The sequence below is a fragment of the Escherichia sp. 20412-1 genome (genome assembly GCF_003027595.1).
GTDB lineage: Bacteria > Pseudomonadota > Gammaproteobacteria > Enterobacterales > Enterobacteriaceae > Escherichia > Escherichia marmotae.
Map to the genome: position 1 here is coordinate 198,603 of NZ_PYQM01000004.1, position 22,918 is coordinate 221,520.

A 22,918-nucleotide genomic window follows, 5' to 3' on the forward strand; every position below is an offset into this window, starting at 1 on the left:
CACCGCGCAAAACAGCCCGCAGACAAACCAACGCCCCGGCACACAATCTAAACGCCATCACGACGCGCTCAGACGCTGAAAAAATAAAATCAGCACCACCGCCAGCGCGCAGTGCTTTCCCCGCCTCGCCCGCCCGCTTCATGGGTCGGTTTTAATGCAGGTGCATGACATGATTTCTCCGCGCCGACACTGGCACGGAGCACTCTTAACAGATAAACAATAATCATGCATTCTAATGCAGCAACATAAAAGTTTATAATTTCCTCAACAATTTCCCATTGTTCTTATCAAAGGATATCATTGTATAGTCATACCCTTCTAATGCCTCTTTTAAGACATTTTCATCTTCTGATGTAGCAAAAATGATCTGCCCTTGTCCTTTTGTTGTTTCTGCAGCATCTTTAAGTAACTCGGCAAAACTTACTTTATTTGCTTCTTGTTGACGAGGCTCATCAAACACAATCAATCCAGGGTGATTTGTTTGAAATTTAGAACCAACAACAAATAAACTTATTAAATAACCCCAAATGATTCTTATTCCATCACTAGCTGATGTGTCAAAACCTATATCATATCCTTCCCTAGTAGGTAAGTAATTATCTTCTGATATTGACACAAGTTTAGAATCAAAACTTGTAAAATTATATTTTTCTAATCGTGCAACGACTTCTTTATTAAGAAATTTTAACTTATCGGCATCATTACGCGACAAGAAATTATCTGGCAATCCTTTTCTTTTCGCGATAAGCTTTTTATATCTACGGTGTAATGAATCCAACTCCAGTCTAATGTCCAATATACTTTTAATGCCATCGTTAATGGCATTAATTTTATTCTCAATGTTTATTTTACGTCTCAGAAACTCCTCCTGAACAACCATTGAGGGATATTTTGACTCCCTTAATGCATTAATATCAACTCTAATCTTGGCTATTTCCCCCTCTAAATCACTCCTCTCAACATCTTTAAGCTTTAATTGCTTTTCACTATCCGACAGAACAAACTCAAATGCTTTTACTTGCTCTTTAATAAAGTTCAAACTATCTTCATATGTCATCAGATTTTCTTGCGATGAAAAACTTAGCAAATTATCATTATAACTTGCACCACAAGTCGGACAAATATTTGACATTAAATCTGTTGACTTATACGCATCCGAAGATGATATTTTCTTTAAATCTTCATACTTCCTTTTATCTTCCAACAGATTATACAATCTGTTTTTGGTCGCCTGAATTTGATATTGAATATAACTTCTATGCTCACAAATCTCTTTAATCTTTAATTCCAGAGAGTTAATTTCATCATTTTTTTGACCTAATAACTTAACCACTGATAATTGTAAAGTTTGTTCTTCTTGCTCACCAAGAGTGTCAAACTTAATTTCTTGCAACTCTTTTTCCAGTTCATTACGAACATCAACAATAGATCTAACGACACTACCATTTTTAATAATCAAATCTATCTTATAATGATCAAATTTTGCCACTGGTTGTTCAGGAATCCCTGTGACAACTGACGACAATTTAGAAGCAATAACTTCTGCATTGTGTTTAATTAACTTCCAATCATGATAAATAATATCAAGTTCATTTCTTAACGAACTACGCAATAAAATATTATCATTAACATCAAGAGACATTAAAAATTCTAGAGCTCTTTTCTTTGGCTCTTTAATTCCAAATTGTGTTGGTACAGTCGCCATAATTGACGACCATCCTTTTTTTTGCTCAACATACCATGCAGGGAAAAGTACGGATGGATAAAGAATAGTGTCCTTCCCATTATGGTTTGGAACATTTGGCAAACTCCAACCTATAAAATCAGCTAACCACTTATAGAAACCACGTTCCCTTTCAGTATCGCCCTCTCTATGTAAAAAATAAGTACCACTCTTACTTTTTACATTATTCTTCTCATCTATATAAATAACATTATTATTATCGTGACCGATAATATTCCTTTTCAAAGATGCTTCTATTCCCTTATGATTCTTTATTTTTAGCAAAACATAAGATGATATTACACTAACTTCAACATTATCTTTTGTCGTTAGTGCTCTAGTCAAAGATGGAGGGAATGGGATTTTTCCAGAACCGACACCTAATGCCTTTTCCATCCCAAGTGCATATGCAATCCCATTCATGCAAGTTGATTTACCATGAGAATTCTCAACTCTTAATAAAAACAAGCCATTTGAAAAAGGTATACTAACACCATAACGCCCATCCGAAGTATTTGCTACTAACTCCAATGAAATAATTTCCAACGACATATTAACCCACCTGAAATATTTTATTAATGTTAGTTTCGGACAGTCCAGCCTTATGTTTATTTAGCACCAACCTTTCTTCTTTGAACACATCAAGAGAAAGCAATTTCTCAGCGACCTTAAGCCCCTTTTCATTTATTTTGAACGCTCGTTCATTTCTCAAAATAAAATCCTCTGCTAATAATAGCTGTATTGCTCTATCTAAAGTTGGATCCAATCTTACTTCAGGCTTTAAACCTTCTTTGTTTAAAAGCCAGAATTCAAACATTGCTTCATTATTCTCTGACTTTAACATCCAATTAATTAAATGAAGTTTTTTTAAAGAACAGCAACCAGCTCTCCCTGTGACAAGGAATATTATCAGCAACAAACTGCAACGCCACAATGGTCTCATATCACATGGCAAATGTTCAGGTCGTTTATTAAACGTAAACGGCCTTCCTATTATTTCATCTATCGTTATATGCATTTGCTTTTCCATTCTAAAAATCTAAAGGGCATCTTATAAGCCAATCAGAAATAACTCCCCATGTTATCTTATCCAAGTCAGCCTGTTTAAGCGTACTAACTTCCTCTTCAATACATTTCTTTAACAAAGCGATTTCATCTTTCATTATATCTGATGGTTTCGCATCTGATGAAGTAAGAAGAAAGAGACCTACCAAATTACGTTCTCTATGTTGAACACAGTTATAGATAATTTCATAGATATCAACCCAGTCTCTCTTCAAAGCATCCAGCAAGTTTTGATAATCAAGATATTTTTGTATTAAAAACTCTCTATATAAACCCTGCCTAGATACATCATCATTTATCTTAGGTAATTTTAAATTTAGCTTATCTAAAAAAGATGTATTTTCACTAATAAAGTTAGCAGCATTCTCAGCCGTCGCATCATTTATATTAAAGCTTAATTGATAGTTATTTTTGCGAAGAAAGAACGCTTCTTCTATATAATTTCGATCTGTTTGCACTACTATTTGAAAATCATCAGCAACGTAAGAAATCCCTAACTCTCTTACTTTTAATGATTTTTTTGTGCAATATTGACTTAATTTCGCCGATTTATTATATGGTGTAGCTAATATCCAGCGGCTAATTTTTAATGTGCCAAAAAGCTCCTCTAATTCTTTAATGTTATCCTGAGAAAACTTTTTTATATCAGTATAAATCTTTTTTTGTTGCGCTTTATAAAGCTTATCAATATCACTCGACTGCTCAGGCAAGTAACACTGAAAAACATGACCACTCAGAGTGTAACACTCCAGCCCAAAGTCGCCTCCATGCTCATCTGGCAAGTCACAACAGTTAGCAGGCTTATAATGTAGCCAAACAATATTTTTGAAATATGATTCCCACGCTTTTGGGTCACTATAAGGATCGTTATACATCGCCAAGCCCATAAATCAATTTTTTGTAGTATAACTTCTTACACATCAAAGAGTAAATCCACCTAGTTTGCAAATTATCAACCTACAAGAGTGTTTCGGTGTGCAGATTTTTCATATTTAGATTACCACCTCGAAAATGCTTCCCACGCCTTCTGAACATGGTAATGAAATTCTTTTGCGCCATAGTTCACAATTGCACCACGCGCCAGCGCCTCAAGCTCCCATCGCTGCGGCCTGATACCGTTCTGAGCAAGGTCTACACGGATACGGGTAATTTGCAATCGTTCCGACCGGGTCAGCCTGGCTGATGGCGCTATTTCATGCGGTTTTAACGGGCTTCCGTTTCTTTGCTGACGATTTGGTGTTCTCAGTCCGTGTTTTAATGCACCTCTGAGCGCCCTCACGACCTCCGGGTCATTCCATTCGATAACACCGTCATCAACCAGATTAAGCACTGCTGCGGCGTGCTCAGAAGGTGTGGGAGCCGGTAACGAAGTATCACCACCGGTGACCTTTCCACAGTTATTGACAGGACTCCGAGGCGCGGCGATGCCGCTTTTTAAAGTCAAAGGCTCAACGACCGGAACTTTCGGCACAATGCGCCAGTCCGTCGTTCTGGTGATATGAATATGACGCGCGCCGAGATGCGGCGCGTAAATGCCGACCACTCTCTCGACTTCTTCCTCGTACTCGTTAACGTCATCCGACGGGCTACGGGCAACCCTGACAGTCTGACAATCGCGCGGGACATTTGCCCCACCCTGCGCGCTGATATACAACGCAAAATCACCACTGTCTGCGGCAGCGCGAGCAGCCTCGACGCGTTCGTCAAACTCATCAGCAATACTGACGCCGCGAGGCAATTTGCGTAGTTCACGGTAAGCCCCCATTGTCGGCAGTCCAACCGTTTTAAATTGCGGGATGCGCCACGTTGACGCCCATGCGGTAACAGCCGCGGCAGTATCTTTAAGCGGCTTACCGGTATCGTTATCGAGCTGACCATCCAGTGCATAGCCGTCGATATTTTTTGAAATGTATTTCGCGATATATCCCGCAGCACCGCCCCGGTTAAGGTGCTTTGCCTGAAAACGGTTTCGCGCGGCTCCTCTTTCGTCACCATCCTCTTTGAGCGCATAGCGACGCATGATTTCGATAATCTGGTTACGCTGGCGTGGATTACAAAAAAGCATCATATGCCAGTGCGGCGTTCCGTCGTGGTGTGGCTCGACGACACGCAAACCGTAGACCTGTAAATCATTATCCTTGAATGCCGTGCGCATCAGGCTCCAGATGCGGCAGAGATAACGCTGCGCATCCTTTGGATTAAATGCCTCATCGTTCCAGCCGTGATTAAGCTGAACGGTTTTACTTTCGCCTTTTCTGACCTGACGAGTCGGGTGATACTTTGACGGCGCGGTCAGCGTGATAAACATCCCCACATCACCCTCTGCGGCGGCGTAACGCTCAATTCCAGCGATGGTGTTCATCAGCTCCATCCGGCGAATTTCAGGATTAGAAATACTGCCCATCACCTTACTGATAAGGTCGATGCGCTCGCCGGTTTCCCTGTTTTCAAGGTCACACGATTTAAGAAATTCCAGATTTGCCTGGCGGCGTGCACGCACATCCCGAATGGCATGTTTACTGGCATAAGGAGAACGGTCTTTATTGACCTCCCCGACAGCTATCAGTAACGCCTCATGCCAGCGCATACGCTGGCCTTTAAGCTGATGAGTCCACCACTCATCGTTAAACAGACGGGCAATGGCAGAATATGCCTGCCTCGTGGTCATCTGTCCTTTACGGTATTTTTTCCAGTAGAGAGGGGAAATATTGAAAGCACGTGCAGCGCCAGCAACATGACCATAGAGGTGAGCCTGCGCCTCATCCGTAAACAGCGATTCTTTCTCGCCATGCGCATCCACCCAGGCATCGCAGAGTTCCTCATACATCATGAAAAGCTGCGATGAGATACGGGCAGCAAACTTTTTCAGCTCCTTGTCATTCATTCCCGGCAGGCGCGCATACTGGTCGCGCTCTGCCAGAAACAGCAACGACGCATCGGTGTTCATTTCATGGCGCTGATTCACGCGCTCAATGCGCGGCCATAAACGACGCTGAAAAGTGGATGTGAGGAAATAAAACCCGTGCACCGGGCTTTTATTGCGCCTGATGTAGTCATAGCGTGAAGTAAACAGCGAGCGCAAAAAGTAAGGCAGGCGGTTAATCGTGGATAAAACACCTTGCACCTGACGCATCTCATCACGTGTAAGAGGTCTTTCGCGCCCGACAGCCTCGCGTGGCGCGTTCCATGCATAAGCACCGGTAAACATCTTACCGGTGCCTGCGGCAAATGCTGACGGAGGGACAAAACGCCCGGAGGCTTTAACGGCCATATGAGCCAAAAGCCTCTGAACAACGCCTGCTGAGTTGCTCAACCTGCGCGTTTAAATCAGCAAAAGACTTTGCGCTTCCGGTCAGAATATCGTGATGCATCAGGCCGGAAACGAGCTGGCTTAATTTCGGGTAATAACCAACCACCGCCAGCCATTCCTGACCGGCGTTTTTACCGCTTTCCGCTCTCTTTTTCTGGTGGAGAATAAACTGAAAGCTGTCACTGGTAACGACATAACGTTCGCCAATTTCAATACGAATACTCATGCCGTTCTCCGGTAATGTTTGTTTTTTGCTTCAAAGACTGACTGACAGGAAACACAACGCGTGGCTGACGGGTAAGCCGCACGACGGGCAGCAGGTATTGGCGCGTCACACTCTTCGCAAACCAGCGCAGAAGCACCGCAATGTTTTACCCTTGCCGCGTTAATCTGGCGCTCCAGTAATTCAGCCTGTTGTTCCTGAATAAAATCTACGTTGTCCGGCATTATCAGCTCCTTTTATCGTTAAGTTTCCTGGATACATCAGCGCAATAACTGGCAAGCTCTGTCGTTAATTTTGTCAGTTCATCCACTGAGGAAATTTGCTTGTGGAATACAGCGCGTTTAACAAGTAAATTGACCACATCAGACAGGAGGTTTAATTCATTCTGATAAATCGCGATAACAGATTCAGTTATGTCGCGTTTTTCTTTATCAAGGCAAAGTTGAATAAGAGACAAATCGCCATTTTTCATAACGGCGATTTTTAAGGCGTTATTCAGTAATACAACTGAATGAGAACAGGACATCAAAGCACCTCCCCGCGAGACAATCCGATATTGTGAAATTTTTCCGACTCCTGACTGAGCAGCTCGACTATCTCCACGCGGGATAACTCCGCCTTTGTGATATGGCGAATCATGGCGTCAAGATGAGAAGAAAAGCGTGTCGCTGCGTCGGCCTGTGCTTCGGTTCTGGCCTGTTGCAGCAGTAATGCGTATTTACCGCACTGATTTTCAGAAACTGTATGCATGACTTTCTCCAGGCAAAAAGAAGCCCCGCACAATTAAGTGCGTTAAAAACTCTGGTTAATTACTTAATGCAGATATTGCTCTGGTTTTACCGACGTCAGAATTGTCGGTGCATACTCAAACAGGCTGAACAATTCACGTAATGCACGGAATAAAGCATCACGCCAGTAACATGATTCTTCATTAATTCGCCAGTATGGCTGGTTGAATTCTTTTTCAGTCAATCCGGCATGCATAAATAAAGTACGACGCTGACTGACTGTTAAAAAACTAATATATGCATACTCACTTGCGCCAACCTGACGGCGTTTTGAGAATGCCCCACGCAATTCATCAATTGCGCAAACCAGCCGTTCACGTTCGACGTCGTTCATTTCTTCAAAACGCATCGTTGCGTGACGCTGTTTTAACTGCGCATGGAAGCAAACCGTTAGCCGTTCGCGTTCCATCATCTGATTATAATAATCGCATGTCTCCTGCCAGCGAGGGACGGCCAGATGCTTACCAATTATCCGGCGCATAGCTGCTGGCTGTTTTTCAACGAGATTAAGCGTCATCACTGTCATTTCCAGACCCTCCGGCTTTTCAGAAAGGTCAGAGCCTTTTTTAACGGACTCTGTTTTTTGGTGCGGATAATGATTCCCTTACGCCCCTTACCGTGGGTGATGGTGAAGTCAATCGCCCTGGGGCTTTCGTTACGCAATAACTGAGCAATACAACGAGGCTCATTCATACGGTTCTCCTTAACGTGGTTCACCGAGACCTAACCACATCAACCAGCCGTCACGAATCTCTTTAGGACGGCTTTCATAAGCCAGTTTTAGTCCGTTATTCCATGCCGGAAGGTATACCCAATATTCACCAGCACGCCCCGATACTGACTGAGGGTCAGTAATCTCAATAACTGGTAATTTCCCTTTCTCAATCATGCCCCTTACAGCTCTTGGAGTTTTGCCAATGAGTTTTGCAAACTCCTGATAAGGCACGGCATCAGTCACGCTTACAAGCTGTCTATTCATCTGCTACGATTCTCCCTTAGTGCTTCTAATGGCTCCTAATGGCTAATTATTGCCTAAAAGGATAACTCCAGAAGCACAACATTTCATACCATCAGCAAGAAATTACGCAATCGGAGTAATTATGTCAATAGACGTTTCGGAGAAGTTGAAGCTAATCCGTGAATCTGAAAGGTTAAACCGTAAAGAATTCAGTGAATTAACTGGTGTAGCCTACAGCTCACTTTCGAGCTATGAGAGCCGGTCAAAAAACGCTGGAGTTGAAGCCATAATGAAGGTCTTACAACATCCTAGATTTACTAAATATACTTTGTGGTTCATGACTGATCAGGTAGCTCCAGAAGCCGGGCAAATTGCGCCCGCTCTCGCACACTTTGGGCAAAACGAAACAACGTCGCCCCACTCCGGTCAAAAGACTGGTTAACAATTTATCGTGAATATATTCATCACAAGTGCCTACTATTGGTGGCTAAATTTCAGCCACCACGAAAAAAGCGATTAGTAGTAGCAAAAAAAAGTACCACTCGGAGGGTTTTCTGATGGCAATCAAAAAACTCGATGATGGTCGATATGAAGTGGACATCCGCCCTACTGGACGTAACGGAAAACGCATCCGTAGGAAGTTTGATAAGAAAAGCGAAGCTGTCGCTTTCGAAAAATACACGTTGTACAACCACCACAATAAAGAATGGCTATCAAAACCAACAGACAAACGACGTCTGTCGGAACTGACACAGATCTGGTGGGATTTAAAGGGTAAACACGAAGAGCATGGGAAATCTAATCTTGGAAAAATTGAAATCTTCACAAAAATAACGAATGACCCATGCGCATTTCAAATCACGAAATCCCTTATCAGCCAGTACTGCGCCACCCGAAGAAGTCAGGGTATTAAACCTTCGAGTATCAATCGTGATTTAACATGTATTAGCGGCATGTTTACAGCCCTGATTGAAGCGGAGTTATTCTTTGGTGAGCACCCTATCAGAGGGACAAAGAGGCTTAAGGAGGAAAAACCAGAAACAGGCTATCTCACACAGGAAGAAATTGCCTTACTGCTTGCAGCACTTGACGGCGACAATAAAAAGATTGCGATTCTTTGCCTGAGTACAGGAGCACGTTGGGGAGAAGCAGCTCGTTTGAAAGCAGAAAATATCATCCATAACCGCGTCACGTTTGTTAAAACGAAAACAAACAAACCACGCACCGTCCCGATCTCAGAGGCTGTTGCCAAAATGATCGCGGATAACAAACGAGGTTTTTTATTCCCTGAAGCTGATTACCCTCGCTTCAGACGAACAATGAAAGCAATAAAACCGGATTTGCCAACGGGGCAAGCCACACATGCACTAAGGCACAGCTTTGCCACTCATTTCATGATTAATGGAGGAAGTATTATCACGCTACAACGGATACTAGGTCACACGCGGATTGAGCAAACTATGGTTTACGCTCATTTTGCGCCAGAGTACCTTCAGGACGCCATTTCTCTTAATCCGCTAAGAGGTGGTACTGAGGCCGAGAGTGTCCACACAGTGTCCACAGTAGAGTAACGTTTAAGGGCTTTCAGTGGTAATTTATGCCGCTCAAACCCGCATTGTACCGTTGAAAGCCCCTACTGGTGACACCCTAAATCTCCCTTACACGGGCTTATTTTTTTGTACCACGCTTTCATCCTGTTCTGACTCCGCCTTTTCTTTTCTGCTCTACACTATCTACAGACCAATCATAAAGGCAGACGACCATGGCAGATTTTCCCGCCAGCTTACTGATTCTTAACGGCAAAAGTGCTGGCAATGAGATATTGCGCGAAGCGATTATGCTGTTGCGTGAGGAAGGAATGACGATCCATGTACGAACCACCTGGGAGAAAGATGATGCCGCGCGTTATGTTGCTGAAGCCCGTCAGCTTGGCGTTGCAACGGTAATTGCCGGAGGTGGAGATGGCACTATTAATGAAGTCTCCACGGCATTGATTCAGTGCGAAGGTGATGACATTCCTGCTTTGGGAATATTGCCGCTAGGTACAGCGAACGATTTTGCCACCAGTGTGGGTATTCCTGAAGCGCTGGATAAGGCACTTAAACTGGCAATTGCCGGTAACGCTATTGCGATTGATATGGCGCAGGTCAACAAACAAACCTGTTTTATCAACATGGCGACGGGCGGATTTGGTACGCGCATTACCACCGAAACACCGGAGAAATTAAAAGCCGCGCTGGGTGGCGTCTCTTACATCATTCACGGCTTAATGCGCATGGATACGTTGCAACCGGACCGCTGCGAAATCCGTGGTGAAAATTTTCACTGGCAAGGCGATGCGCTGGTTATTGGTATTGGCAACGGGCGTCAGGCCGGTGGCGGTCAGCAACTGTGCCCGAATGCGCTGATTAACGATGGGTTATTGCAACTGCGTATTTTCACCGGTGACGAAATTCTTCCCGCTCTCTTCTCAACCTTAAAACCTGATGAAGAAAACCCGAATATTGTTGAAGGCGCTTCGGCGTGGTTCGAGATACAAGCGCCGCATGAAATCACCTTTAACCTTGATGGCGAACCATTAAGTGGCCAACGTTTTCATATAGAAATACTTCCGGCGGCGTTGCGTTGTCGATTACCGCCGGACTGCCCGTTATTGCGCTAGTCAAAAATTTATTCTCTCCTGAACAGGGGTACATCAATTTTTGCCGGATGCGGTGCGAACGCCTTATCCGGCCTACGGGAGGTGTGTTGTTCGCAGGCCAGATAAATGAAGCACATCAGGCAATCGTAATTTTGCTATCGAGATAAACGTCCTGCACGGCGTTAATCAGTTTCACGCCGTCGGCCATCGATTTCTTGAACGCTTTACGCCCGAGAATCAGCCCCATTCCGCCCGCGCGTTTGTTGATAACCGCAGTACGCACCGCATCGCTAAGGTCGGTTTCACCGCCCGCGGCACCGCCGGAGTTAATCAGCCCTGCGCGCCCCATATAACAGTTAGCTAACTGATAACGCACCAGGTCAATCGGGTTTTCGCTGGTTAACTTGCTGTAAACGCGATCGTCGGTATAACCGTAATTAATCGCTTTATAGCCGCCGTTATTCTCCGCCATTTTTTGTTTGACAATATCCGCGCCAATGGTCGCCGCCAGATGGTTCGCCTGACCGGTCAGGTCAGCGGAAACATGGTAATCGATGCCCTCTTTCTTAAAGGCGGAGTTGCGCAAATAAGCCCACAGCACGGTCACCATGCCCAGCTCATGTGCACGTTCAAAGGCCGCAGAAATTTCTTCAATCTGCCGACGTGACTCTTGCGAGCCAAAATAGATGGTCGCGCCAACTGCCACTGCTCCCATGTTGAACGCCTGCTCTACACTGGCATACAGCGTTTGATCGTAGGTGTTTGGGTAACTTAGCGTCTCGTTGTGGTTGAGTTTGACGAGGAATGGAATGCGGTGAGCGTAACGCCGCGATACCGATGCCAGCACGCCATAAGTTGACGCCACACAGTTACAGCCCGCTTCTATCGCCAGTTCAACAATGTTTTTCGGGTCGAAATAGAGCGGGTTAGCAGCAAATGAAGCCCCCGCGGAGTGCTCGACCCCCTGGTCAACCGGCAGAATAGAAAGATACCCGGTTCCGGCCAGACGCCCGGTGTTATACAGCGTCTGCATATTACGCAGCACCGCTGGCGGACGATTATTGTCAATCATCACGCGGTCTACGTAGTCATGTCCGGGGAGATAAAGCTGGTCAGAAGGAATAGTCATACAACGATGCTGTAAAAGGTTGTCGGCATCTTTGCCAAGCAACTGCGCAATATCTGTCATTACTATGCTCCCGTAAATTCCGATTGGATATCGGCTATGGATTGTCCTGGCCCACCTTTTGCGGGCAATTATAATCCTGGTCGTTATGAGCTATTTTTTCCATCTTTCGGCTGTTTTTTCAGCGTTTCCTGTTGGCACGACTCATCAGAAAAAGTGTTACCACGGTCAAGATTTCACCACAAAGGTATTTAAAAGGTATCACCAAATGGTATTGTCAGCGCGTACCTTACATTACCTGTCATGAAGGAATCAAAAGATGAAAACAACAGCAAAGCTGTCGTTCATGATGTTTGTTGAATGGTTTATCTGGGGCGCGTGGTTTGTACCATTGTGGCTGTGGTTAAGTAAAAGCGGGTTTAGTGCCGGAGAAATTAGCTGGTCGTATGCCTGTACCGCCATCGCGGCGATCCTGTCCCCTATTCTGGTTGGCTCCATCACTGACCGCTTTTTCTCGGCGCAGAAAGTGCTGGCTGTATTGATGTTCGCTGGTGCAGTGCTGATGTATTTCGCTGCGCAACAGACCACTTTTGCCGGATTCTTCCCGTTACTGCTGGCCTACTCGCTAACCTATATGCCGACCATTGCACTGACTAATAGCATCGCCTTTGCCAACGTGCCGGATGTGGAACGTGATTTCCCACGCATTCGTGTGATGGGTACTATCGGCTGGATTGCCTCTGGTCTGGCATGTGGATTCTTGCCGCAAATGCTGGGTTATGCCGATATCTCACCGACTAATATTCCGCTGCTGATTACCGCCGGAAGTTCTGCTCTGCTCGGTGTGTTTGCATGTTTCCTACCCGACACACCACCAAAAAGCACTGGCAAAATGGATATTAAAGTCATGCTTGGCCTGGATGCACTGATCCTGCTGCGCGATAAAAACTTCCTCGTCTTTTTCTTCTGTTCATTCCTGTTTGCTATGCCGCTGGCGTTCTATTACATCTTTGCCAACGGTTATCTGACCGAAGTCGGTATGAAAAACGCGACCGGCTGGATGACGCTCGGCCAGTTCTCTGAAATCTTCTTTATGCTGGCATTGCCGTTTTTCACCAAACGATTTGGTATCAAAAAGGTATTATTACTTGGTCTGGTCACCGCTGCGATTCGTTATGGCTTCTTTATTTACGGCAGCGCGGATGAATATTTCACCTACGCACTATTGTTCCTCGGCATTTTGCTGCACGGCGTAAGTTACGATTTTTACTACGTTACCGCATACATCTATGTCGACAAAAAAGCCCCCGTGCACATGCGTACTGCCGCGCAGGGGTTGATTACGCTCTGCTGCCAAGGTTTCGGTAGTTTGCTCGGCTATCGTCTTGGCGGCGTGATGATGGAAATGATGTTCGCTTATCAGGAACCAGTCAACGGGCTGACCTTCAACTGGGCCGGGATATGGGCTTTCGGTGCGGTGATGATTGCCATTATCGCCGTGCTGTTCATGATTTTTTTCCGCGAATCCGACAACGAAATTACGGCTATTAGGGTCGATGATCGCGATATTGCGTTGACACAAGGGGAAGCAAAATGAAAACAGAACGTATTCTCGGTGCTCTTTACGGGCAGGCGTTAGGGGATGCGATGGGGATGCCCTCCGAGCTTTGGCCGCGCAGCCGCGTCAAAGCGCATTTTGGCTGGATTGACCGTTTTCTGCCCGGCCCAAAGGAGAATAACGCGGCCTGCTATTTTAACCGCGCCGAATTTACCGACGACACCTCGATGGCGCTGTGCCTGGCGGATGCGTTGCTGGAACGCGAAGGCGAGATCGACCCGGATCTGATTGGGCGTAAAATCCTCGACTGGGCACTGCGTTTCGACGCCTTCAACAAAAACGTGCTTGGCCCGACCTCAAAAATTGCGCTTAACGCCATTCGCGACGGTAAACCCGTCGCTGAACTGGAAAACAACGGTGTGACTAACGGTGCGGCGATGCGCGTCTCACCATTGGGGTGTTTACTCCCGGCGCGTGATGTTGATTCCTTTATTGATGATGTGGCGCTGGCGTCCAGCCCGACCCATAAATCCGATCTGGCGATTGCGGGGGCGGTGGTTATTGCATGGGCGATTTCTCGTGCCATTGACGGCGAAAGCTGGTCAGCGATTGTTGATTCTCTACCCTCGATTGCGCGACATGCTCAACAAAAACGCATCACTACCTTCAGCGCCTCACTGGCGGCACGTCTGGAGATTGCACTAAAAATCGTTCGTCACGCCGACGGCACCGAATCTGCCAGCGAACAGCTATATCAAGTGATTGGCGCAGGCACCAGCACTATTGAGTCCGTTCCGTGCGCCATTGCGCTGGTTGAACTGGCACAAACCGATCCGAACCGCTGCGCTATTCTGTGCGCCAATCTTGGTGGTGACACTGACACCATCGGCGCTATGGCGACGGCGATTTGTGGCGCATTGCATGGCGTAAATGCTATCGATCCGGCATTAAAGGCTGAGCTGGATGCGGTTAATCAGCTTGATTTCAACCGCTATGCCACGGCGCTGGCGAAGTATCGCCAACAACGGGAGGCGGTATGAGCGGCACCAGGTTACACACGCTGCTGTCGCAATTAACTACGCGTCAACCGGTGATGGTTGTCGGTGCGGCTGTCATTGATGTGATCGCTGACGCTTACGCCCTGCCCTGGCGCGGGTGCGATATCGAACTGAAACAGCAGAGCGTAAATGTTGGCGGCTGTGCGCTGAACATTGCCGTGACGTTAAAACGCCTCGGTATAGAAGCGGATAACGCCCTGCCGCTCGGTCAGGGGGTGTGGTCGGAGATTATTCGTAACCGGATGGCAAAAGAGGGATTGCTCAGCCTGCTCGATAACGCCGAAGGCGATAACGGCTGGTGTCTGGCGCTGGTTGAACCTGATGGTGAACGTACCTTTATGTCGTTCAGCGGTGTGGAAAATCAGTGGAATAGCCAGTGGCTGACGCGATTAACCGTTGCACCAGATAGCCTGCTCTATTTTTCCGGTTATCAACTGTCCTCGCCCTGTGGCGAATTGTTAGTGGAATGGCTGGAAGGACTGCAAGACGTGACGCCGTTTATTGATTTCGGCCCGCGGATTGACGATATCTCGGATGCATTGCTTGCGCGCATCATGGCCTGTCGGCCACTGGTGTCGCTCAATCGCCAGGAAGCTGAGATTGCCGCCGAACGTTTTGCTTTATCCGCAAATATCACAATGCTTGGCACGCAATGGCAGGAGAAATTTGCCGCGCCGCTGATCGTTCGTCTCGATAAAGAAGGCGCGTGGTATTTCAGCAACAACGCTTCTGATTGCGTTCCGGCATTTCCAACGCAAGTCGTGGACACTATTGGCGCAGGTGATAGCCATGCTGGTGGCGTGCTTGCCGGACTGGCCTCCGGTCTCCCACTGGCAGACGCCGTATTGCTGGGCAATGCGGTAGCGTCGTGGGTTGTCGGACATCGCGGCGGTGATTGCGCGCCAACGCGCGAAGAACTACTCCTCACACACAAAAACGTATAGATCGCTGCGACAGTGGCTGATGCTGTACTCAATAGGCCGTTGCTGTTGGTCAAGCGCCACTTGCTTGATCACCAGCACCGGTATTTTGCTATCTAACTGAATATGTGACTGAAACTCGGCATCCGGCATTCGGGCGCTAACGCGGGAACGGGTGCGCAGGGGAAAGATACGCTGACTGCGGAAATAGTCATAGAGAGAAATACCGATGGCATCAACATCATGAATTAAATGCACTGGAACCCACGACTCTTCTATCGATACCGCTTCTTCATCCACATAGCGAATACGCTTAAGCAAGAAGACATCGCTGCCCGCGGCAATCGCCAGTTGCTGCGCAACTTCTTCGGGACACTTTACCACTCGCTTATTAACCCACAACGTATCGGGTTTTTTCCCACGCAACACCACCTGCTGAGAAAAACCTCGCGCTTCTTTCAACGAGTATTCGAAGATGTTGTTGATCTGCGTTCCGTAGCCACGCGAACGCGTCACCACTCCCTCTTCTTCCAGCGCCTGCATCGCCTTGCGCACCGTAATGCGCGAAACGCCGGTTAACTGACTTAAATCACGCTCGCCGGGCAAAATATTTCCATGCTCCAGCACCCCACTGCGCACGGCATTTTTTACCGTTTCGGCAAACTTAATATAAAGCGGCGTGTTGTCCGCCGCTAAAATACGTTCGTTCAGTTGAGCGATAAGCTGGGTATGCGCTTGTTCCATTTGTCTTTTTCCTGCCGGGGAGTCTGGTAGGAGTATATCACGCACCTATTGCCTTAGCAGTTTCTTCACCGCCAGCACATGTTTGCACGGCCCTCTTTCGCCCTGATATTTACTGAACCATTCACAGGTACAGCGTTCACCATTTGCATCGAGAATGACGGTATGTCGTACCCCACTTCCTTCAACTCGCGCCTCTGTTCTGGCTGGCTGCTGGCTAATAATTTCAACTTTGTTCTCTTGCAGTAATTTATCTGCCCCTTTCAGACGGGGATTCAGAGTCATTATGCGGGAGAGTTTGAACGGCAACTGGCGATAAAAATATGCATTATCGGTAAGGTCATAACCCAGTAATCCCATTGCCGCCAGTTGCGCGGCCAGGGTGTCGGTTTTTCCCAGCCACTGACTGCCACCAGAAGCAAAAAATGCCGGGCTAATGGTCTGGTTGGCCTGTGCATGCTCATCAAAAATAGTCAGCCAACTCTCATCAATCCCCTCATTTAGCGCATCCAGCGTCGCCCCTTCGCCAGAAAATCCACGCCAGCAATCACGAGATAAAGAAAGCGTAAAACGCAGATCGCCAAACCAGAGTTGCCAGGTGGTGGATTGCATATCTGGTTGCGCGAAGACCTGCAAACAATCAGCAAAAGGTAACAAGGGTTCCAGTAAGCGCAGACGATGCAGCCCGCCAATACAAATCGCATTGACTGATTTTACGGGCGAAAACTGTGGTGTCGTACCACGCACCTGTAAATAGTAATCGGTTTTCACCTGCCCTTTGGGTAATGAGCGAAACAGTTGCTGCGCCTGGACTTTTGTGAACTGGTGACCTTTTGCTGATTGCGCAAGATAGACCTGCACACTACTCAAGCCTTTGATCCATTTCACCGGAAGTGGCACTTTGCGTTCAATAACCTTGTGATTTTCCAGATGTAACCCCACCGATTTCTGACCGACGGATAATGTAACATCTCCACTATTGCTTACCCCCGCTAATGCCGAAAGCATGGGCTGGTTAAAATCGACATTGGTCGTGCCGCTTTGTAAAAACTCACCGTTTAAGCCATCGGGCAAAATATCAAGCCGCGCATAAACTCCGGCACAATGAGAAAAGCCTTCAAAACGCACCCGTTCATATCCTGCGCTGACAATAGGATCTTTCAGTAGCGCCAGTTGCGCCAGTTGCGCAGGCGAAAGGTTAAAACTCGACTTCACCACATTGGAAAGTGCAATTAAACAGCGCGCCATCATAAAAGGTTGCCTGACCTGGCCGATAAAAAAACAGGGCGCGTCAGACGCCTTTTGAATCTCGCTGTATTTCGCCAGGCGTAATTCATCTTTACCGTTCGTTTTGTGCAAAGCGGATGGGATGTTGTAACTATAAGTGAGTATCTCTTCCATTTATGACTTCCTTGTAAGTTCGTGTTGCAGCTCGTTGAGCTTTTTATAGTTGGTGATTTTTACCGTACTCAAATGGCTATCCATTGCACTTACCATCTCAAGTAATGCCTGATTGTGGCGGAAACTGATATTGATAAGCGACTGCATGGCGAGATCGGTGAAGCGTTTGAGTGGTGCCCAGCTCTCTTTTTCAAGCTGCCCCAGAATGTCGCCGATATGGGCAGAATTGATACCTTGTGGGTAACGTAGCTTCTCAATCCATAACTCTCCGGCAAGTGCACGGACAGTTTTGTCAGAGTGAAGCATACAAAGCGCGGTAAGCAAATGCCCTACTGGAGAAAGTGGCAATGGTAGATCATACAGGGCCTGAAGGATCTCCAGATTCGATTTCGTTGATGAAATGTTTGGATCATGAAAATTCATTTCAATATAACGCATGAGTGTGACATCACCCTGCCAGGGGAAAGCATACAGCGTTCGCCGCTTATACTCTCCGCCAAAGTAACTGTATTTATCGCAAGGCATGAAACTGTCAGCATAGAACAAAGTCATCTCCAGATTTTGAACAGCCGTTGTGACGTCAAAGTTGAATGTTCGAACAGGGAGGTGAGCTTTGTTTTCCTTGATGAACCAGGGGAACATATTGCTTAATAACGCCATCGGTAACGCATGTTTTTCCAGCAATGCATACCCTACATCAAAAGAGGTTGTATCAGCGTTCACCGCACTGCGGGTAATAATGGCCGCCAGTTTCCATTCATCATGCGCAACGTGTGCTAATGCGTCTTGCTCACCGGATAACAAATATCGCACTAATGCAGCATATCCGGGGTTAAGTTGTGAAATGTCAGGCTGATTGCCAATAAATACACACCGTTGAATCGCAAGTTGCATATCCTGACTACAAGGCTCCACACCCGCATTCTGGTATTGCAAAAGGCGCTGAACAAACACCGCCGGGTCAATAAAGCAAGGTAGATGCGTGGGTGTTGAAAGCAAAGGCAGATTTGCCTGGTTTGTTAATAACAACAGAATATTTTTGAAAAACGCAATCCATGAGCGGTTTCGTTTTTTGTTCTCTGTATCATAGGAATGAAACCCCCAGTCTATCTTTTTCCATTTGTCAGTTGTATTTTTTAAACTCTTAAAATCTTCATACATTATTTTAATTTTTGCTGTCTGTAGTGGAAAACGTGAGATAAGTTCTGCCGCATATTCCATAAAGAAAAAGCCCAGCATTCCTTCAAAAAAAGAAATATGTTCAGATGCCTCAAGCGCCTGCATAAACGCCGGTTCCAGTTGGTTCACATTCTCTTCATTAATTTCAGGAGCAAAACGTAATAATGCGGCTGGTAACAGGTCAAAGTGATACGACTCGACGTTATGAAATGCCTGGCCTGCCAGGAAGACAAAATCATCCCAGGTTTCAATTTCTGCGATACGGTTATCTTCACGAATCAGTGGAAATACGGGAGAAAGTTCAGCAGATTTATCGGACGTAAGCGGCGTAACATCAAGAAAGTCGGTTAATAAATCACGAGCGCCTGTAAGCAGATTATCGCCATAACGACTTAATAACGAACTTATTTCTGGTTCTAAGGGACTGGCATATTTTGCAATTAACTTCGCTGCTTTATTTTGTAGCCCGACATCTTTGCTGAGGAATACCGTGGTGAGGTGTTGGCAGATTTCAAATTTTTTATCAGGGTGCAGTTTCGCCAGTTTATCAGCAATCGTTAATGCGCTATCGACAATACCTTTAGTGGTGAAAGAAAATAACTGTGGAAGGCAGGAGATAAACTCATCATGGTGAAATTGAGGATGTTCGGATATTTTTTTGATTGCCTGCAATGCCGTAGTGATAGGTTTACTGTGCGGGCAATAATATGTTGAAAATAGCGCCTCCTGAAGTTGCAAACATTCGTCCGCTGTCGGTTGCAGTGAAGAAAATAACGTTGCGTACCAGCATGTTTGTTCACGATTAAAATTACGATTAACCGCGAGCAAACTTTCTTTTAATACTTTTATTCTGTTGATGCGTTTTTCCGTGATATATTTTTTGAAGAAATATATCCATTTTCGTTCCCCGGCATCCTCAGGTTTACTTTCCTTTGGATACCACTGATCTGACCATGAAACACTGCACGGATAATTAAACACCATCCAGATATGATCGTCTAAAGAAAAACGATGGTTTTCAAGAGTTGATGCTGAAGTAATTTTATTAACAATAACCTGCGGTGTAATATTACCAACATATTTTTCGGCAATCCAGTCGCAGAGAGTGGCATAATCTATTGAAAAATCTCCACCTTTAATATCACCATTAATATAATCAGTAAGCCATTCCGGGCAGTGCCATTTGAGTGTTTGTTTAACTGCCTCATTAGAACTCAACAAGTTACGTTCAATATTTTTACAGTCTTTTCGTGCATAGCAACTGATGATCGCCACGCTAAGCATCTCTAACTGATTTTTTGTACCATCTTGCTGGTAAGTTCTTCCACGAAAACCACCGATGCTTACTTCATGCCATTGATACTCGCCTAATCGTTTCACGTCTTTCTTTATAAGCGGCACTAAATTTTTCCGCTGCTTATCATCCAGCGACTTCAGAAATGCTAATAATTGTTCTGAATTCCCTGATTCAATGATTTTGCTGTAATGCTCTTGAGTCGTATCCATTATTCTCCTCTCTGAATATCTTTTTTTATACGTACTAAATTAGCTTTTACAATGCAGCACCAAACCTTCAAGTTCCTGCCGTAGTTCAGTCAGCTTTTTGTAATTGGTGATTTTTACCGTGCTCAAATGGCTATCCATTGCACATACCATCTCAAGTAATGCCTGATTGTGCCGGAAACTGATATTGATAAGCGACTGCATGGCGAGATCGGTAAAGCGTTTGAGTGGTGCCCAGCTCTCTTTTTCCAACCGTCCAAGGATGTCGCCGATATGGGTAGAATTCACACCTTGTGGATAACGCAGCTTTTCAATCCATAGTTCGCCAGCAAGAGCACGCACCGTTTTGTCGGCGTGAAGCATGCAAAAAGCGGTAAGTAGATGACCCATGGGTGAAAGTGGCAAAGGCAGTTCAAGCATGGCCTGAAGCAGGTTAATGATCTCTCTGGCTTCTTTAGAAGCATTTTTAAAATTAATTGCTATGAAGCGCGCCAGCATTGCCTCACTATGCCAGGGGAAAGAGAATAATATTCGCTTTCGATCTGCACTATGCCCTTCAGGAAACCGCATAAAACTATATTCATAAAATAATGTTGAATTTTCATCGTGCCAATAACGGGGAATATCAAAATGGAGTTGCTTATAAACAATTTCTTTATTGGTATATTGATTCTGGTTAACTTTTGTTAATAATTTCCAATCATACTTATTTTTCAATATTTCTACCGGAGTGTCTCGCTTCGCCAATAACAAATTCCCTCTGGTATAAGAATCAACATCGGGTAAAAAAACCTGACGTGTTAAAATTGCAGTAAGCACTAGATCATCATCATTTACGGCGTCCAGAGAAGAAACATTACCAGAGCGCAAGTAGTTCATCAGTTCTGAATATTGGCGGTTAAAATCATTGGGCAACAGGCTTTCTGTGCCTGGAACACATCGCTGTATCGCGAGTTGAAAATCGAATCCGCAAGGTGATTCTCCAGCCTGCTGATATCGATATAGACGGTCAATTAAAATACGTGGTTCAATAAAACAGGGAAGATGAGTTGGTGTCGAAAGCAACGGTAGGCCGCTTGATTTTTTAAGTAATGTAAGTGTGTTTAATAAAATATTAATCCATGGCTGAAATACTGCTTTCGTTGATTTCTGCCACTCATTAAATCCCCAATTTAGCTTTTGATACTTATCTTGATGATTAATTAGCTCATGATATTTTTGACATTGCCTGTCAATATTTTCATTGTGATATTTTGTTTGGATAAAATCTGCAAACTCCATAAAGAAACTTGCCAGTATTTTATCGAAACTTCCTTGAGTACCTGACCAGGTATGAAGTGTTTTCAAAGCATTGGCAAAAGCGGGTTTCAATTGTTCAATATTGTCTTTATTAATTTGTTCTGAAAAACGTAACAGTGCCGCAGGGAGTTGGTCAAAAGAAAAGGAGTCAAGATTATGAAACGCCCTACCAACCAGGAAAATAAAATCATCCCAGGTTTCAATTTCGGGGATACGATTATCATCACGAATCAGCGGCATAACCGGGTACAATTGTACCGTTTCATCAACAACCATGGGTTTGGTATCAAGAAAGTCAGTTAATAATTCCCGAGCGCCAATAAGTATGTTATCGGAGTAACTCATTAATAGTGAGCTTAGTTCAGGTTCAGTAGGGCTACCGTATTTGGAAATTAATTTTGCTGCTTTATTTTGCAAACTGGCATCTTTATTTATAAAGACTCCCGTCAGATGTTGACAGATTTCCGCCCTTTTCTCGGGATTCTGCTTCGCAAGTTTATCGGTAATGGTTAAAGTGCTATCAACAACGCCTTTGGTCGTTGACGATAACAGTAATGGTAATTGGGTAAGAAACTCATCACGATGAAAATCGTCGTTATCAAGGATCTTTTTGATAGCCTGTAGGGACGTCGTAACAGGTTTACTATGCGGACAACAAAATGTTGCTATGAGTTCATCCTGAAGTTGCAAGCATTCATCACCAGTCGGCTCCAGTGCGCTGAATAATGTGGCATAAAAATTCGTTTGATCTTTATTAAAACCACGATTAACGGCCAGAAGGCTTTCATTAAGAAGGCGGAAGCGATCTAAGCGTTGGTTTTTTGTGTATGTTTTTATAGACTCCAGCCATCGGGTAGAAAGATAGTTCGGATAGTGAAATACTAACCAGATATGCTCTTCAAAATAAAAGGGATACTTTTCCAGTGACTCATGTGGAGGAACTAATGTTTGTGCTATTGTTTCATCCTCCAGAGTCTGACGTTCCAGATACCCCTGACTTAACCATTCGGCTAACTCTTCATAAAATATAAAACCGTAGCCACGTTTATGAGATTCCTGTATATACAAGTTTATAAATTTAGCAAACCATGGTGGACAATACCATTGAAGCACTCTGTTAATAGTATTATTTTGGCGAACTAATTGTGGCGAAAGTTTTTTATATCATTCCACGTAAAACAACTTAGTATAGCGACACCTAACATATCTAATTGAACAGCAGTAGCCTTATACCGCCCACTTTGTCGGTCAAACTGTTCGTATAACCGTTTTACATCCCTTTTAATCAACGGCACCAACGTATTGCGCAGTTTTTCATCCTGCGTTTTCAAGAAAGCAATAAACTGCTCTGAATTTCCCGACTCAATAATATTAGTGTATTGTTCTTTAATATCGGTCACTCTTCACATCCTTGTAGAGTAAATT

Annotated in this window: 23 protein-coding genes; 6 read left to right on the plus strand and 17 right to left on the minus strand. The window is 45.1% G+C overall.

The genetic code is table 11. From position 1 onward, the window contains the following. Positions 1 to 253 precede the first annotated feature (253 nt). From C7B16_RS05375 to C7B16_RS05420, 11 genes are all read right to left on the minus strand, one after another. The gene (locus C7B16_RS05375; RefSeq protein ID WP_000051061.1) at positions 254 to 2,275 is read right to left on the minus strand and encodes a hypothetical protein; all 2,022 of its coding nucleotides are present in this window, start codon (positions 2,273 to 2,275) and stop codon (positions 254 to 256) included. A 1-nt stretch (position 2,276) separates the two neighbouring features. Then, on the minus strand, positions 2,277 to 2,741 hold the full coding sequence (locus tag C7B16_RS05380) for a hypothetical protein (RefSeq protein ID WP_000548273.1): 465 nt from the start codon (positions 2,739 to 2,741) through the stop codon (positions 2,277 to 2,279). A 13-nt stretch (positions 2,742 to 2,754) separates the two neighbouring features. After that, a complete protein-coding gene (locus C7B16_RS05385) occupies positions 2,755 to 3,663 on the minus strand; it encodes a hypothetical protein (RefSeq protein ID WP_024174129.1) in 909 nt (302 codons plus the stop codon). Positions 3,664 to 3,785: 122 nt separating this feature from the next. Further along, positions 3,786 to 6,059 (minus strand): replication endonuclease, encoded by a 2,274-nt coding sequence (locus tag C7B16_RS05390; RefSeq protein WP_088895536.1) that lies wholly within the window; start codon positions 6,057 to 6,059, stop codon positions 3,786 to 3,788. Further along, on the minus strand, positions 6,049 to 6,324 hold the full coding sequence (locus tag C7B16_RS05395; RefSeq protein ID WP_107179446.1) for a DUF5405 family protein: 276 nt from the start codon (positions 6,322 to 6,324) through the stop codon (positions 6,049 to 6,051). The genes C7B16_RS05390 and C7B16_RS05395 overlap by 11 nt, the downstream gene beginning before the upstream one ends. Continuing rightward, positions 6,321 to 6,545 carry a TraR/DksA C4-type zinc finger protein gene (locus tag C7B16_RS05400; protein WP_001113264.1) on the minus strand — a complete coding sequence of 75 codons (225 nt, stop codon included), beginning with the start codon at positions 6,543 to 6,545 and terminating at the stop codon, positions 6,321 to 6,323. The genes C7B16_RS05395 and C7B16_RS05400 overlap by 4 nt, the downstream gene beginning before the upstream one ends. A 2-nt stretch (positions 6,546 to 6,547) precedes the next feature. Then, the gene (locus C7B16_RS05405; RefSeq protein ID WP_001277898.1) at positions 6,548 to 6,847 is read right to left on the minus strand and encodes a DUF5405 family protein; all 300 of its coding nucleotides are present in this window, start codon (positions 6,845 to 6,847) and stop codon (positions 6,548 to 6,550) included. Continuing rightward, positions 6,847 to 7,071, minus strand: a complete 225-nt coding sequence (locus tag C7B16_RS05410) for a DUF2732 family protein (RefSeq protein WP_000557703.1) — start codon at positions 7,069 to 7,071, stop codon at positions 6,847 to 6,849. The genes C7B16_RS05405 and C7B16_RS05410 overlap by 1 nt, the downstream gene beginning before the upstream one ends. 63 nt (positions 7,072 to 7,134) lie before the next feature. After that, positions 7,135 to 7,635, minus strand: a complete 501-nt coding sequence (locus tag C7B16_RS05415) for a hypothetical protein (RefSeq protein ID WP_000217677.1) — start codon at positions 7,633 to 7,635, stop codon at positions 7,135 to 7,137. Beyond that, a complete protein-coding gene (locus C7B16_RS24770) occupies positions 7,632 to 7,802 on the minus strand; it encodes a hypothetical protein (protein WP_001005162.1) in 171 nt (56 codons plus the stop codon). The genes C7B16_RS05415 and C7B16_RS24770 overlap by 4 nt, the downstream gene beginning before the upstream one ends. 10 nt (positions 7,803 to 7,812) lie before the next feature. Next, the gene (locus tag C7B16_RS05420; RefSeq protein WP_001081582.1) at positions 7,813 to 8,088 is read right to left on the minus strand and encodes a regulatory phage cox family protein; all 276 of its coding nucleotides are present in this window, start codon (positions 8,086 to 8,088) and stop codon (positions 7,813 to 7,815) included. A 121-nt stretch (positions 8,089 to 8,209) separates the two neighbouring features. Between C7B16_RS05420 and C7B16_RS05425 the strand changes: the two genes are divergently transcribed. From C7B16_RS05425 to yegS, 3 genes are all read left to right on the plus strand, one after another. Further along, on the plus strand, positions 8,210 to 8,509 hold the full coding sequence (locus C7B16_RS05425; protein ID WP_000020919.1) for a helix-turn-helix domain-containing protein: 300 nt from the start codon (positions 8,210 to 8,212) through the stop codon (positions 8,507 to 8,509). A 115-nt stretch (positions 8,510 to 8,624) separates the two neighbouring features. Further along, on the plus strand, positions 8,625 to 9,638 hold the full coding sequence (locus tag C7B16_RS05430) for a tyrosine-type recombinase/integrase (protein ID WP_107179447.1): 1,014 nt from the start codon (positions 8,625 to 8,627) through the stop codon (positions 9,636 to 9,638). Between the two features lie 191 nt (positions 9,639 to 9,829). Next, a complete protein-coding gene (gene yegS, locus C7B16_RS05435; protein ID WP_000753102.1) occupies positions 9,830 to 10,729 on the plus strand; it encodes a lipid kinase YegS in 900 nt (299 codons plus the stop codon). 115 nt (positions 10,730 to 10,844) lie between these two features. Here yegS and fbaB read toward each other — a convergent pair whose 3' ends face one another. Further along, complete coding sequence (fbaB, locus tag C7B16_RS05440; RefSeq protein WP_000129564.1) at positions 10,845 to 11,897, minus strand: class I fructose-bisphosphate aldolase; 1,053 nt, start codon at positions 11,895 to 11,897, stop codon at positions 10,845 to 10,847. A 256-nt stretch (positions 11,898 to 12,153) separates the two neighbouring features. Here fbaB and C7B16_RS05445 point away from each other — a divergent pair, with 256 nt between their 5' ends. From C7B16_RS05445 to C7B16_RS05455, 3 genes are read left to right on the plus strand one after another with little or no spacing between them, the layout of a single operon-like run. Then, entirely contained in the window at positions 12,154 to 13,431 is a 1,278-nt protein-coding gene (locus tag C7B16_RS05445) for a nucleoside permease (RefSeq protein WP_107179448.1), read from the plus strand. After that, complete coding sequence (locus C7B16_RS05450; RefSeq protein WP_000846195.1) at positions 13,428 to 14,432, plus strand: ADP-ribosylglycohydrolase family protein; 1,005 nt, start codon at positions 13,428 to 13,430, stop codon at positions 14,430 to 14,432. Before C7B16_RS05445 ends, C7B16_RS05450 begins: the two co-directional genes overlap by 4 nt. After that, positions 14,429 to 15,394, plus strand: coding sequence for a carbohydrate kinase family protein (locus C7B16_RS05455; RefSeq protein ID WP_107179449.1), 966 nt, complete (start codon positions 14,429 to 14,431; stop codon positions 15,392 to 15,394). Before C7B16_RS05450 ends, C7B16_RS05455 begins: the two co-directional genes overlap by 4 nt. Here C7B16_RS05455 and C7B16_RS05460 read toward each other — a convergent pair. The 5 genes from C7B16_RS05460 to C7B16_RS25215 are packed head-to-tail and all read right to left on the minus strand — an operon-like array spanning position 15,368 to position 22,893. Continuing rightward, positions 15,368 to 16,114 carry a GntR family transcriptional regulator gene (locus tag C7B16_RS05460; protein ID WP_000434029.1) on the minus strand — a complete coding sequence of 249 codons (747 nt, stop codon included), beginning with the start codon at positions 16,112 to 16,114 and terminating at the stop codon, positions 15,368 to 15,370. The two genes, C7B16_RS05455 and C7B16_RS05460, sit on opposite strands and share 27 nt — an antisense overlap. Before the next feature lie 45 nt (positions 16,115 to 16,159). After that, complete coding sequence (locus C7B16_RS05465) at positions 16,160 to 17,512, minus strand: SWIM zinc finger family protein (protein ID WP_107179450.1); 1,353 nt, start codon at positions 17,510 to 17,512, stop codon at positions 16,160 to 16,162. Next, positions 17,513 to 20,197: a DUF6493 family protein gene (locus C7B16_RS05470; RefSeq protein ID WP_107179451.1), complete on the minus strand. Its 2,685-nt coding sequence runs from the start codon at positions 20,195 to 20,197 to the stop codon at positions 17,513 to 17,515. A gap of 39 nt (positions 20,198 to 20,236) precedes the next feature. After that, a complete protein-coding gene (locus C7B16_RS05475) occupies positions 20,237 to 22,606 on the minus strand; it encodes a DUF6493 family protein (protein WP_258182527.1) in 2,370 nt (789 codons plus the stop codon). 26 nt (positions 22,607 to 22,632) lie between these two features. Further along, positions 22,633 to 22,893 carry a DUF6493 family protein gene (locus C7B16_RS25215; RefSeq protein WP_258182528.1) on the minus strand — a complete coding sequence of 87 codons (261 nt, stop codon included), beginning with the start codon at positions 22,891 to 22,893 and terminating at the stop codon, positions 22,633 to 22,635. Positions 22,894 to 22,918: the final 25 nt, after the last annotated feature.

Excerpts from the sequence above, each read along its gene's own strand:
- C7B16_RS05375 (WP_000051061.1), bottom strand. The coding sequence starts at position 2,275 with ATGTCGTTGGAAATTATTTCATTGGAGTTAGTAGCAAATACTTCGGAT.
- C7B16_RS05380 (WP_000548273.1), bottom strand. The coding sequence starts at position 2,741 with ATGCATATAACGATAGATGAAATAATAGGAAGGCCGTTTACGTTTAAT.
- C7B16_RS05385 (WP_024174129.1), bottom strand. The coding sequence starts at position 3,663 with ATGTATAACGATCCTTATAGTGACCCAAAAGCGTGGGAATCATATTTC.
- C7B16_RS05390 (WP_088895536.1), bottom strand. The coding sequence starts at position 6,059 with ATGGCCGTTAAAGCCTCCGGGCGTTTTGTCCCTCCGTCAGCATTTGCC.
- C7B16_RS05395 (WP_107179446.1), bottom strand. The coding sequence starts at position 6,324 with ATGAGTATTCGTATTGAAATTGGCGAACGTTATGTCGTTACCAGTGAC.
- C7B16_RS05400 (WP_001113264.1), bottom strand. The coding sequence starts at position 6,545 with ATGCCGGACAACGTAGATTTTATTCAGGAACAACAGGCTGAATTACTG.
- C7B16_RS05405 (WP_001277898.1), bottom strand. The coding sequence starts at position 6,847 with ATGTCCTGTTCTCATTCAGTTGTATTACTGAATAACGCCTTAAAAATC.
- C7B16_RS05410 (WP_000557703.1), bottom strand. The coding sequence starts at position 7,071 with ATGCATACAGTTTCTGAAAATCAGTGCGGTAAATACGCATTACTGCTG.
- C7B16_RS05415 (WP_000217677.1), bottom strand. The coding sequence starts at position 7,635 with ATGACAGTGATGACGCTTAATCTCGTTGAAAAACAGCCAGCAGCTATG.
- C7B16_RS24770 (WP_001005162.1), bottom strand. The coding sequence starts at position 7,802 with ATGAATGAGCCTCGTTGTATTGCTCAGTTATTGCGTAACGAAAGCCCC.
- C7B16_RS05420 (WP_001081582.1), bottom strand. The coding sequence starts at position 8,088 with ATGAATAGACAGCTTGTAAGCGTGACTGATGCCGTGCCTTATCAGGAG.
- C7B16_RS05425 (WP_000020919.1), top strand. The coding sequence starts at position 8,210 with ATGTCAATAGACGTTTCGGAGAAGTTGAAGCTAATCCGTGAATCTGAA.
- C7B16_RS05430 (WP_107179447.1), top strand. The coding sequence starts at position 8,625 with ATGGCAATCAAAAAACTCGATGATGGTCGATATGAAGTGGACATCCGC.
- yegS (WP_000753102.1), top strand. The coding sequence starts at position 9,830 with ATGGCAGATTTTCCCGCCAGCTTACTGATTCTTAACGGCAAAAGTGCT.
- fbaB (WP_000129564.1), bottom strand. The coding sequence starts at position 11,897 with ATGACAGATATTGCGCAGTTGCTTGGCAAAGATGCCGACAACCTTTTA.
- C7B16_RS05445 (WP_107179448.1), top strand. The coding sequence starts at position 12,154 with ATGAAAACAACAGCAAAGCTGTCGTTCATGATGTTTGTTGAATGGTTT.
- C7B16_RS05450 (WP_000846195.1), top strand. The coding sequence starts at position 13,428 with ATGAAAACAGAACGTATTCTCGGTGCTCTTTACGGGCAGGCGTTAGGG.
- C7B16_RS05455 (WP_107179449.1), top strand. The coding sequence starts at position 14,429 with ATGAGCGGCACCAGGTTACACACGCTGCTGTCGCAATTAACTACGCGT.
- C7B16_RS05460 (WP_000434029.1), bottom strand. The coding sequence starts at position 16,114 with ATGGAACAAGCGCATACCCAGCTTATCGCTCAACTGAACGAACGTATT.
- C7B16_RS05465 (WP_107179450.1), bottom strand. The coding sequence starts at position 17,512 with ATGGAAGAGATACTCACTTATAGTTACAACATCCCATCCGCTTTGCAC.
- C7B16_RS05470 (WP_107179451.1), bottom strand. The coding sequence starts at position 20,197 with ATGGATACGACTCAAGAGCATTACAGCAAAATCATTGAATCAGGGAAT.